The organism is Bartonella sp. AP9QHHD, assembly GCF_042195625.1.
Lineage (GTDB): Bacteria > Pseudomonadota > Alphaproteobacteria > Rhizobiales > Rhizobiaceae > Bartonella.
Window position 1 is genome coordinate 132,416 of sequence record NZ_JBHIOP010000031.1, and the last position, 10,698, is coordinate 143,113.

The 10,698-nt window shown below is 39.5% G+C and carries 7 protein-coding genes and 4 pseudogenes; 7 read left to right on the forward strand and 4 right to left on the reverse strand.

Annotated features, from left to right (window positions below; all coding sequences use genetic code 11):
- Positions 1-112 precede the first annotated feature (112 nt).
- The 6 genes and pseudogenes from ftsH (at position 113) to ACFIK4_RS02455 (ending at position 7,533) form a co-directional block, all read left to right on the forward strand.
- Positions 113-2,275, forward strand: coding sequence for an ATP-dependent zinc metalloprotease FtsH (ftsH, locus tag ACFIK4_RS02430; RefSeq protein ID WP_375613212.1), 2,163 nt, complete (start codon positions 113-115; stop codon positions 2,273-2,275).
- Between the two features lie 551 nt (positions 2,276-2,826).
- Complete coding sequence (gene glmM / locus ACFIK4_RS02435; RefSeq protein ID WP_375668265.1) at positions 2,827-4,200, forward strand: phosphoglucosamine mutase; 1,374 nt, start codon at positions 2,827-2,829, stop codon at positions 4,198-4,200.
- A gap of 909 nt (positions 4,201-5,109) precedes the next feature.
- Positions 5,110-5,355 (forward strand): annotated as a pseudogene (locus tag ACFIK4_RS02440) (HigA family addiction module antitoxin).
- Positions 5,356-5,555: 200 nt separating this feature from the next.
- Positions 5,556-5,741: an antitoxin VbhA family protein gene (locus ACFIK4_RS02445; protein ID WP_375628016.1), complete on the forward strand. Its 186-nt coding sequence runs from the start codon at positions 5,556-5,558 to the stop codon at positions 5,739-5,741.
- The gene (gene vbhT / locus ACFIK4_RS02450; RefSeq protein ID WP_375674850.1) at positions 5,728-7,245 is read left to right on the forward strand and encodes a type II toxin-antitoxin system protein adenylyltransferase VbhT; all 1,518 of its coding nucleotides are present in this window, start codon (positions 5,728-5,730) and stop codon (positions 7,243-7,245) included. The genes ACFIK4_RS02445 and vbhT overlap by 14 nt, the downstream gene beginning before the upstream one ends.
- A 168-nt stretch (positions 7,246-7,413) precedes the next feature.
- On the forward strand, positions 7,414-7,533 hold the full coding sequence (locus ACFIK4_RS02455; RefSeq protein ID WP_375674852.1) for a type II toxin-antitoxin system RelB/DinJ family antitoxin: 120 nt from the start codon (positions 7,414-7,416) through the stop codon (positions 7,531-7,533).
- Between the two features lie 864 nt (positions 7,534-8,397).
- On the opposite strand, the pseudogene ACFIK4_RS02460 reads toward ACFIK4_RS02455, so the two are convergent.
- A pseudogene (locus tag ACFIK4_RS02460) lies at positions 8,398-8,570 on the reverse strand (P-type DNA transfer ATPase VirB11); the annotation flags it as partial.
- 137 nt (positions 8,571-8,707) lie between these two features.
- Here ACFIK4_RS02460 and ACFIK4_RS02465 point away from each other — a divergent pair.
- On the forward strand, positions 8,708-8,926 hold the full coding sequence (locus tag ACFIK4_RS02465) for a type II toxin-antitoxin system RelB/DinJ family antitoxin (protein ID WP_012755118.1): 219 nt from the start codon (positions 8,708-8,710) through the stop codon (positions 8,924-8,926).
- A 54-nt stretch (positions 8,927-8,980) separates the two neighbouring features.
- Here the strand turns inward: ACFIK4_RS02465 and ACFIK4_RS02470 are convergent.
- The 3 genes and pseudogenes from ACFIK4_RS02470 to ACFIK4_RS02480 form a co-directional block, all read right to left on the reverse strand.
- Positions 8,981-9,347 (reverse strand): annotated as a pseudogene (locus tag ACFIK4_RS02470) (ATPase, T2SS/T4P/T4SS family); the annotation flags it as partial.
- Positions 9,348-9,349: 2 nt separating this feature from the next.
- Positions 9,350-10,228: pseudogene (gene virB11 / locus ACFIK4_RS02475) on the reverse strand (P-type DNA transfer ATPase VirB11); the annotation flags it as partial.
- A gap of 17 nt (positions 10,229-10,245) precedes the next feature.
- Positions 10,246-10,698 (reverse strand): TrbI/VirB10 family protein (locus ACFIK4_RS02480; RefSeq protein WP_375674854.1); only part of this gene is annotated, 453 nt, incomplete at its 5' end.

Here is a 10,698-nt window from a genome sequence, read left to right on the forward strand (position 1 = left end):
GAAAATTACTCTAAAAGAAAATAAACAGCTTCTCATCCCTTGGCAAGGGGCTGACAAGGTTATATGTTAAGGGGAACTGTTTGAAATCTATATTTGATTAAGTGGGCTGAATATGAATTCCAATTACCGCTCTCTCCTTATTTGGGGAGTTATTGCATTGATTTTGATTGTGTCGTTTTCTCTCTTTAATGGAGATAGCCAACGTTCTGGTGGTGGAGAAGTCTCCTATTCTGAATTTTTGCAAAAAGTTGAGAATAATGAGTTGAAATCTGTGACCATTCAAGGTCAAAAATTAACAGGAAAAACCATTGAACATAGAGCTATTTCAACCTATGCTCCTCGCGATCCAGGTTTGATACAAAAATTGGAAAGCAAAAACGTTAATGTTAAAGCTATTCCTGAAAGCTCTGGAAATAGCATTTTCCTCAATCTCCTCTTTTCCTTGTTACCTGTTATTATTATCGTGGGGGCGTGGGTCTTTTTTATGCGGCAAATGCAAAATGGGTCACGCGGTGCAATGGGATTTGGGAAATCGAAAGCAAGATTGCTTAATGAAGCGCAAGGACGTATTACCTTTAAAGATGTTGCTGGCGTTGAAGAAGCAAAGCAAGATCTTCAAGAAATTGTTGAATTTTTACGCGAACCACAAAAATTTCAACGCTTAGGGGGGCGTATCCCACGCGGTGTTTTGCTTGTTGGTCCTCCAGGAACCGGTAAAACTTTGCTAGCACGTTCTGTGGCCGGTGAAGCCAATGTGCCATTCTTTACCATTTCAGGGTCTGATTTTGTTGAAATGTTTGTTGGTGTTGGGGCAAGCCGTGTGCGCGATATGTTCGAACAGGCTAAAAAAAATGCACCTTGTATTATCTTTATCGATGAAATCGATGCTGTTGGACGCCATCGGGGGGCTGGTCTTGGCGGTGGAAACGATGAACGTGAACAGACCTTAAACCAGTTGCTTGTCGAAATGGATGGGTTTGAGCCCAATGAAAGTATTATTCTTATTGCCGCAACAAACCGTCCCGATGTGCTTGATCCCGCTTTGTTAAGACCAGGGCGTTTCGACCGACAAGTTGTTGTGCCAAACCCTGATGTTTCTGGGCGTGAACAAATCTTGAAAGTGCATGTGCGCAACGTGCCTTTAGCGCCTAACGTTGATTTGAAAATTTTGGCAAGGGGAACACCAGGATTTTCCGGTGCAGACCTGATGAATCTGGTCAATGAAGCTGCTCTTATGGCTGCGAGCCGTAATAAAAGAGTTGTCACGATGCAAGAATTCGAAGATGCCAAAGATAAGGTGATGATGGGGGCGGAACGTCGTTCAACCGCTATGACACAAGAGGAAAAAGAACTCACTGCCTATCATGAAGCAGGACATGCTATTGTGGCTCTTAATGTGCCGGTTGCTGATCCTGTCCACAAAGCAACAATCGTTCCAAGGGGAAGAGCATTGGGAATGGTGATGCAATTGCCTGAAGGCGATCGCTATTCTATGAGTTATCGGTGGATGATTTCTCGTCTGGCCATTATGATGGGTGGACGTGTGGCTGAAGAATTAAAGTTTGGAAAGGAAAATATCACATCTGGTGCTTCTTCTGATATTGAACAAGCAACGAAATTAGCTCGCGCGATGATCACACGGTGGGGATTTTCTGATCTGCTTGGAAATGTAGCTTATGGCGATAACCAAGATGAAGTCTTTTTGGGTCATTCTGTTGCGCGAACACAAAATGTCTCTGAAGAAACAGCGCGCATGATTGATATGGAAGTGCGTAAGCTTATTGATGATGCCTATAAAAATGCGACAAACATTTTGAAAACAAAAAGAAAAGAATGGTTTGCTTTGGCACAAGGTTTGTTGGAATATGAGACTTTAACGGGAGCTGAAATTAACGAAGTTATTGCAGGAAAGCCTCCTTCACGCACACAGAAAGATGAGGGTGCTGCGCCACGGGGGTCTTCTGTTCCAAAAACTGGAAAAATGAAGACAGAGACAACAGTGGTAGATGAAAAAAGCGCTGAAGCAGCCCCTAAAACAGTGCTTCATAAAGCAGAGACAGATAAAGGCGAGGCAGGCAAAGCAGAGGCAGCTGTTGGGAAAAAAACAGCAAAATCCGGTAATGTTGAGCCTAAGGAGGCTCAGTCTAAAGAAGTGCAATCGGATGAGACTGAGAAAAAAGCGCAAAGCACAAAAGGCACCACAAAATCAGTCAACCGCTCTAAAAGTAATGCTGAAAAGAAGTCCAATACTGCGGGACATGATAAAGAAAAATAAGAATTATTTAATATCGCTTGAGTGACGATGTTTTAGGAAAACTTCTAATTTTTTTGAGAAAGGCGCAAGTTTTGTTTGCGCCTTTCTTGTAATATTTGCAAAAATATGGAAGCAAAAAATTAAGCAAAGCCGTTGTATTATGACGGCTTTAGCATGCTACAAGGCGAGGTGGACTGTTGCTTTTCTAATGTGGTAGGGTTGTGAGGTTAGGCGATAGATTTCCTTGCTGATTTTGTAGGGTATGAGGTTTGGTGCTGGGTTTCTTTACGGATTTAGCAAGTGTGTGAGATTATCCGTTGGTTGTATTAAAGGGGTGTATAGAGCATTTTGAGGAGATAATATTGCTTTTATGTGGAAGGGTGTAAACATAATTGCTTGAGAGTGGTTTAGATGTGTAGATGGTGAATAGGGGGCTTGATTGTTTAAATGCATGAAGGTTTAGATCAATGATCTGATTTTATACGGGGAGCGGGGGGACTATTGTACCAAGGGGGCTTGTTAGGGGTTTAAGGAAAAGCCAAGGGAAGAATTATATATTAAAGGAAAGAGGCATGGTGCAAAAATATTTTGGTACAGATGGAATTCGGGGGAAAGCCAATTCATTTCCTATGACACCCGATTTTGCCATGAAGGTGGGGATGGCTGTAGGGGTTTTATTTCGCTCACAACATCAATCTCATCGTGTGGTGATTGGCAAGGATACACGATTATCTGGTTATATGTTGGAAAACGCTTTGGTTTCAGGATTGACTGCTGCGGGGATGGAAGCTTTTTTATTGGGTCCAGTGCCAACCCCTGCTGTTGCAATGCTTTGCCGCTCTTTGCGAGCGGATCTTGGGGTGATGATTTCTGCTTCTCATAATCCGTTCTATGATAATGGAATTAAACTTTTTGGTCCTGATGGTTTTAAACTTTCAGATGATATGGAAGCCAAAATTGAACAATTGATCGATACAGATCTTTCAAAATCTTTAGCAAGTTCTGCCGAAATTGGTTATGCAAAACGGGTTGAGGGGGATATTTATCGTTATATTGAATATGCCAAACGAACTTTGCCGCGTGATGTTCGCTTAGATACTGTGCGTATTGTTGTGGATTGTGCCAATGGGGCTGCTTATAAAGCGGCTCCCCGTGCTTTATGGGAATTGGGGGCTGAGGTTTTTGCTATTCATGATGAACCCAATGGGACCAATATTAATCAAAAATGTGGATCAACCGATTTAAGCTCTTTAAAACGAAAAGTGCATGAAGTGCGTGCTGATGTGGGGATTGCTCTTGATGGAGATGGAGATCGTGTTCTCATTGTGGATGAAAAAGCACAAACGGTTGATGGAGATCAGTTGATTGCTGTAATTGCTGAAAATTGGCATAAAATGGGACGATTACGGTGCAATGGTGTTGTCACAACGATTATGTCAAATCTTGGACTAGAGCGTTTCTTGAATAGCAAAGGGTTGCACCTTGTAAGGACAAAAGTTGGAGATCGTTATGTTGTCGATGCCATGCGCCAAAAGGGATATAATGTTGGTGGTGAGGCTTCTGGCCATATCGTGCTTAGTGATTTTGGTACCACGGGTGATGGCTTGGTGGCTGCATTGCAGATTTTAGCTTGTATGAAGGAAAGTCAAAGCCCTATGAGCCAATTGTGTAAACGGTTTGAACCTGTACCGCAAATTTTAAAAAATGTAACGATTAAAAATAAAAATATCTTGAAAAAAAATCCCGTCAAAGCGGCCATTGATCAAGCAGAGAAGCGGTTGGGAAAAGAGGCACGGCTGGTGATCCGCGCTTCTGGAACGGAGCCGGTTATCCGCCTTATGGCTGAAGGCGATGCACGAGAAGTATTGGACACTGTCGTGACAGAGTTGATGGATATTATTATTCATCATGATGTACGCATGGGGACTGCACTTGAGGAATCTTGAATTTTTTGAGAAAATTATCAGATCATCTTTGAATAAAGGTCTGATTTTAATGCGGGATTTTGGCAATTACAAAAGGTATGATTATTAACTCTGTTAGTGATGTAATAACGGTAATGGATACTCTATCTACGAACAAATTAAATAAAAAAGGGAAAAGTCTAATTCTAATAACTACAATGCGTATAGATTTCTCTATAGTTCGTAAAATATGAAAAATATGCCTTTTTTTGATTTTCCTTTTTCTTTTACTTATTCGTAAACCGGTTATTAGTTTAACAGAGTTTGTAGGGGGTTATTAGTGTTATTCATTCTTTTTACTCGATATACAGCGGGTGCAGCGCCCCATGAACATCAAACAGCAATGGTCATTGTGGTTATATCATCTTGATGTTTCTAAGTGCCGCTGCCAATTGGAGATATGATACGCTCCTATTACGTTTAGCTCCTCCTAATTATGAACTTATACTTTTCCAATAATTAGTAGAATAATGAGAAAGAGATGAGAATGATCAATTTTTTTACGACAATTCTAATGTTTATAAAGTAAAAAAGCCATGTGATGTAAAAATAATGAACATTTTTGGATCTTGGAAGGGTACACTCTATATTCATTTACAATTTTAAGATTTAAACATAAAAGGATTGAAGCCTTCTATAATACTGGTACGACTGAAGGGATTAGAACCGCCCATGCTCAAAAATTAAAGCGTATTCTAAGTGCTCTTGAAGGAGATGTATCGCCAAAAGATTTGAGTTATCCATCCTTTTAATTACATCTGCTAAAGGGTGATTTCAAGGATTATTAGTCAATTACTGTAAATGGAAATTGTTGCGTAATATTTCGCTTTGATAGCATAGATGTGGAAATGGTTGATTATCTGGATTGTCATCAAAAAGCAGGTCTAAACAATGATGAAGAATCCTTCACATCTCGGTGAATTATTGCGAGAAGATGTGATCAAAGAGCTTGGTTTATCCGTTAATGAAGCAGCAGAGTAGCTTGGTATATCTCGTGTAGCACTTTCTAGAGTTTTAAATGGAAAAGCCGCTATGAGTGCTAATCTTGCTATTAGGCTTGAAATGTCTGGTGTAAGCACAGCACGTGCTTGGCTTGCTATGCAAACAAATTATGATCTATCAAAAAAAAATCCTTAACAACAGTCCCATGATCAAGATTGCATAAAAGAGTTTCAAATGGCAGTTAAGTTTTTGCAACAGAAACGTATACAAGAGCTAAATCATGCGTATGAGCGTACAAGGTCAAAAGATGTAACGCGGGTAAGACAAGGAATAAAATCTTGTTTCTATAGTCTGTTTGGCTATAATAAATATAAGCAAAGGAGGGTTTTAATATATTGAGTGAAGAGGAAATTAAGCTGCGTCGCCTCTATGCTGAAAATGCATTGGCAAGCCAACGTTTAGAGGGATTAGAGCCAGATCCAAAAGTCGTTGAGCAAATGGAACGTGTTATTATTGGAGAGTTTGAAACAAGTGATATCCTCAAAGATTATATGGAGAGGGTAAAACGTGGAGAAGTATAAGGGGAGCGGTGATCCTCATACTGATCCTGAAACTGGTGTGATGTATAATCGGTTTGGTATTAAAGACAAAGCCACGCTACAACGTGTAGAATCTACGATTTCTTATGTGAAATCTTTCGAATTTGTACATACTCCTATTGGTGGTAAGTTTGATCTGGATTACATGAAAGAGATTCATAGAAGACTGTTTGGCGACATATATGAATGGGCGGGACAAGTTCGTTTAGTGGATATTGCCAAAGGCAATAGTATGTTTGCTAGTTATAATCAGATTGAAAGTTATGCACCGAAGATTACAAAAAAGCTTGCAAAAGAACAGTATCTGCGTGGTCTTGGCGCTTATGACTTTAGCCAAAGGGCTGGGTATTACATGGGCGAATTGAATGCGTTGCATCCGTTTCGAGAGGGGAATGGGCGTACTCAGCGTGAATTTATGGTGCAACTGGCTCGTGAAGCTGGTTATCATATCAACTGGAAGGGTATTGAGCGACAAGAAATGACACGTGCGTCAATTGAAGCACATTTTGGTAATTCAGAATATCTATCTGCACTCATCTATAAGAACCTTATCAAGTTTACAGAAAATAAAAGGGATGATGTTTCTCAAGGTATTGGCAAAAATATTGCTTTTGGCGTTTATCTTAATAAAGAGTGCTTGGAACAACAAAAAGAGAAGATTGAAACTCCTTGGGATAGAGAAAAGACAAGTTTTGCTAAACGTCAAAAAGAAGAACTTGAACAATTACAAAATGATTTGAATGTTGTTGCAAAAGCAACAGAACGAGAGCCATACCTTGCTGCTTATATAGATAATTCTAATCTAGAACAGAAGGTGCTAAGCGCTCTTAGAAATAAAAAATCTTACATTGATGTGTTTAAGGAGTTAAACAGTCATTTAGCATCTATTTATAGAGATCCACAAGAGGCTGCGTTTAGGATTGAGCAAACGATTTTAGCAGGTAAAGGCGATAAACTTCCTGATATTTTGGATAGGGCACCTGATAGAGCGGGCGAACTGCGTGGATCAGATCGTTTTATCGATAAATTGAAGGCTACAGGAAAAGAACGAAAAGAAGCGCTTTATCATGTTCCTCTTGCTATTTCTTCTATTAAACTGCTTCAATCCTTTTATGAGAATTCTTATGAGACACATATGGATAGTGTTACACGGGAGCGTGAGCGATTGAAAGTTGAGGTTCCGTCACTTTCACAAGAAGCAGTGACTTTTATGAAAAATGTTGAAGCTGGTTGTGATAGTTATTCAAAGATACCAGAGCAGGTTAATCAAGAGTTTTTAAAGCTACAAAGTGTTTTAGATAAACGTTTTGGACATGATGCCATTCATAAATATGGTTTTGATTTATCAAAAGCAATCCCCAAAGAACAGTCTTATAATAAAGAACGCATAAAAGAGTTTCAAATGGCAGTTAAGTTTTTGCAACAGAGACAACAGGAGAAAATCAACGCAATAGCGCGTGCAAGATCAATAGATATGATACGGTAAGGGCAAGGATAAAGCCTTATGCTGTATAAGCCCTATTAAGCCATACGGTAAAAGAGAGGTAATCAAAGGAGGTGTTTAATATGGGTGTGACAAAAGATGTTGTATGTGCCTGCATAGATAGGGCGTTAAAAAAAATCCGGTGAAATATTAGCAAGTTTAGGACTTACGGTGTCTGATTTCATCCGTATTGCTTTGACAAAAGTTGTTGATGAAAGAGGATTGCCGTTTGATATGTCTATTCTTCATGAGAAAACGCTTAAAACTTTCGAGAAAAGTAACAAGGGTTAAGAGAAGTAACAAGGGTTAAGAGATATAGCTGAAGATAGGTAAGATTTGTTTTGTCATTTGGATATTTGATATTTCTGATCATTCACTTCAAATTAGCTTTTCATTTACAGCGTTATCGTTATGGGTGTTTCCGTATATTGAATGATGTATGCAAACCGTGATTGAAATGGCAGCTTATTGAACTTCTGTGAAAGAAGAAGGCATATCGCCTGAATAATTATTTGATATTGTTTCTTTTATTGCTACTCATTCAGATGCTGGTGGTCTTATGCAAGGTATGAGAGAAAGCCAAGGAAAGTTAGGTTTAAAAGCATAAGAGTAAAAGTGGGGGATATAAAGTTATACCCTTTTTTGGTGGTTAAAATATTCCGGTGTTGATCGAAGATATTTACAGTCAATCATCTTGAGGTAATTTGACAAAATCAGAGAGGAATGCGTTGAAGAAAATTTTTATATTGCGCCTTGATGAATATCGAAAAGAATAATAATGGATAAGGCACATAAAGCAGGACCTCGTATATTAAAAGGTGTTTGTGAAGCTTTTGTCTGAAGCTAAAGGTGAAGCGGATACTAAATTTGGTATTTATATTCCTGCAAATGTTGATGTCAAAAAAAATCAGAAAAAATATAGGGTTATAGATATCATTTTCGGCACGTTTTGGTTTTCCTGTGGGGCGCATTCGTGATTGGGAATGGGGATGATATTTTTACTTCTTTTTGCTTTCAATTCATTGAAAATGAACTTGAAGCTATGGTGGTAATTTAGCACGCGATGATATCCGCGGCTTATAATCGTGTTTTTAAGAAAGCTCTATTGGTATAGTTTTTGCTTATAAAAAAGGGTGTGAGGGGTAGCGTTTTTTTTTAAAAAGCATCACGGCGTTTGAAAGGGTCGTAATAGATTTCTGTTACACGAAATTTTCCTTCGAGGCGTTTGCATTGGATGATGACATCAATCATCGAGATTAATAAGCCGCGGATATCATCGCGTGCTAAATTACCACCACCGTCACTTTCTTTGACTAAAAGGGTCATTTNTACACAAGAGCTAAAAAATGTGATAGCGCAAACAAAGTCAAAAGATGTTTCGCGATAAAGAAATTTAGAACATTAGAAACTTGTTATTATAACTAATTCTATCCACACATAAGAAAGTAACTAAAGGAGTTTTACTATGAGTGTAGCCGTAGATTCAAAAGATGTTGTTCGAGCAAATATAGATAAGAAGTTGAAAAAAGAAGCCGGTGAAATATTAGCAAGTTTAGGACTTACGGTGTCTGATTTCATACGAATTTCTTTAGCTAAAGTTGTTGATGAAAGAGGATTGCCGTTTGATATGTCTGTTTCTAATGCGGAAACGCTTAAAACTTTTGAAAAGAGTAAAAAAGGATAAGATGTATATTTCGCGAAAGATATGAATGATTTATTTAAGTGATTTCGACAGTTTTTAAAAAGCATCACGGCGCTTGAAAGGGTCGTAATAAATTTCTGTTACACGAAATTTTCCTTCAAGGCGTTTGCATTGGATGATGACATCTATCATCGAGATTAATAAGCCGCGGATATCATCGCGTGCTAAATTACCACCACCGTCACTTTCTTTGACTAAAAGGGTCATTTGCTCAAAGGCTGCAAGNACCACCGTCACTTTCTTTGACTAAAAGGGTCATTTGTTCAAAGGCTGCAAGGGCTGTTGAGGCGTGGACGGTGGTAATGGAGCCGGGGTGACCAGAGTTGACATTACGGATATAGTAAAAGGCTGTACCATCACGCAGCTCTTGTAGAAGGATTCTGTCGGGGCGCATGCGTAAGCCTNCTCAAAGGCTGCAAGTGCTGTTGAGGCGTGGACGGTGGTAATGGAGCCGGGGTGACCAGAATTGACATTACGGATGTAGTAAAAGGCTGTACCATCACGCAGCTCTTGTAGAAGGATTCTGTCGGGGCGCATGCGTAAGCCAGATTCAAGCAGTTCTTTTGCGCCTGCTTTTGCTAAGCCTTGGTTATCTTTTTAATAAAAAAGTTGGACTTTGTTGGCGTGCGGAACGACAAGTTCTGGCGTGTCTTCAATGGTGAGAATTCGTTCATAGTCAGGGATTTTTGCAATCAAAGCTTTGGAGAGGGTTGTTTTACCAGAACCGGTTTTGCCCGATATTAAGATATTTTGTTGTGTAATAACGGCTCTTTCTAAAAAGTTGCAAAAGTCTTTGGCGATAAAGAGATCTGTTAGCTCTTTGTCTGTATCAGAGAGTTCGGATAACCGTTCTGTCATTTGTTGCGTGGGTGTGAAACTGGTGTTTTGGGCGACAGAAAACAGATTGTTTTCATGTAAACTTTCAAGAGAAAAAGTGCGTGATGAAGGTTTACGAATGGTCATGCTAATGGTATTGGCTGCAACTGCTGGAGGCATAACAATTTGTATGCGTTCGTTGTTTGGCAGTGTTGCGGAGAGAACGGGGTTTTCTACACTGATTTTTTGTGTTGTGTAGGCAGCAACAACTTTCGCAATCCCTTCTAGTTCGCTGTAGGTTAGTTCTTTTAAGATGTGGGTTTGCCAACCATTGGGACCCTCAACAATCACTTCGCCAGGGCGATTGACAACAATTTCAAATAAATTTTCATCATTGAGGAAGTCATCTAAGATCTTTAATTTTGTTAAAACGATGGAAGCTCGTTCTGCATTTTTTGCTGATGGCATAATGTGACTTTATTGGCTTAATGAAAAAAGGAATAGCCGGGAGTAGAGCGGTTTCTTTTGCTCTTTACGACTAGTTTATAGACAGATGAAAAATCGAGATCTCTTGCTACAAAGATGTTGACGAGTTCGCCTTGAAATTTTTCTAGGGTAGGGGGGATGTTGATTTGATTTTCAAGGGCAACGGTGGCTGTATCTTTTCCGATATTGCTTGCTTCAGAGCTGTTGAAACCACCACTTGAGTTAGAATTGCCTTTCTTTTTATTGGTTAGGTTTGTTGTAACGCTATCAACAACGGTGAGTAATAATGCTGAACTGAAGCGTTCCCACCAATGGGTGTTGACGTTGCCGTCAAAACCAGCTCTGCCTAAACTGTCAGTTGCAGGAGATGCAAGATTGATGATGACACCGGTGGGGGTTTTTGCTCTTGTCCAGAGCACAAAGAGGCGAGATTGACCCTTTTTAAGCCCTCC

Excerpts from the sequence above, each read along its gene's own strand:
- ftsH (WP_375613212.1), top strand. The coding sequence starts at position 113 with ATGAATTCCAATTACCGCTCTCTCCTTATTTGGGGAGTTATTGCATTG.
- glmM (WP_375668265.1), top strand. The coding sequence starts at position 2,827 with ATGGTGCAAAAATATTTTGGTACAGATGGAATTCGGGGGAAAGCCAAT.
- ACFIK4_RS02465 (WP_012755118.1), top strand. The coding sequence starts at position 8,708 with ATGAGTGTAGCCGTAGATTCAAAAGATGTTGTTCGAGCAAATATAGAT.